Raw genomic sequence first — 428 nt, 5'->3', positions numbered from 1 at the left:
CGTCGTCAGTCCAAACCCGCCGCTGCCGCCGCTTCGTCACAAGCTACCCCGATAGTGTCCATTATCCGATAGTGGACACTATCCTCTAAGCACCAACCTCGGCAGAGCGGCCAGCCCGGACGGTTACAATGAGTCTGGACCCTAGTGCTTCTCCGGGGCTGCGTATGTTTGCGGGTTCAGCCGGCCTCCAATCCTCTGCCGGCTGGTGATTTCGCGCCAGACCAGAGCGTAGACCAGCAGATCCGGAGGAACGCCGCCCGCCTCGGCATTCATCGCATCGATCGCCTTGCAGTTAGCCCTATGCAGGGCACTGTTGTGAGATCGAGATGCATGGGCGCAGCACGCTCGCAGGAGCGCTACCGTATCCGTCTTCCAATCGCCCATTTGGTGTCTTGCCTTCGTCGTCAGGGTAAAGATCTCATGGACGA

The 428-nt window shown here is 59.8% G+C and carries 1 protein-coding gene; it reads right to left on the bottom strand.

Annotation, left to right across the window (positions count from 1 at the left end; translation table 11 throughout):
* Positions 1–141: 141 nt before the first annotated feature.
* A partial coding sequence (locus tag LHP98_RS19310) for a hypothetical protein (protein ID WP_227254168.1) occupies positions 142–428 on the bottom strand: 287 nt, incomplete at its 5' end.

This window comes from Rhodobacter sp. Har01 (genome assembly GCF_020564565.1).
Taxonomy (GTDB): Bacteria; Pseudomonadota; Alphaproteobacteria; order Rhodobacterales; family Rhodobacteraceae; genus Pseudogemmobacter.
This window is presented reverse-complemented; position numbering and strand designations above follow the sequence as displayed.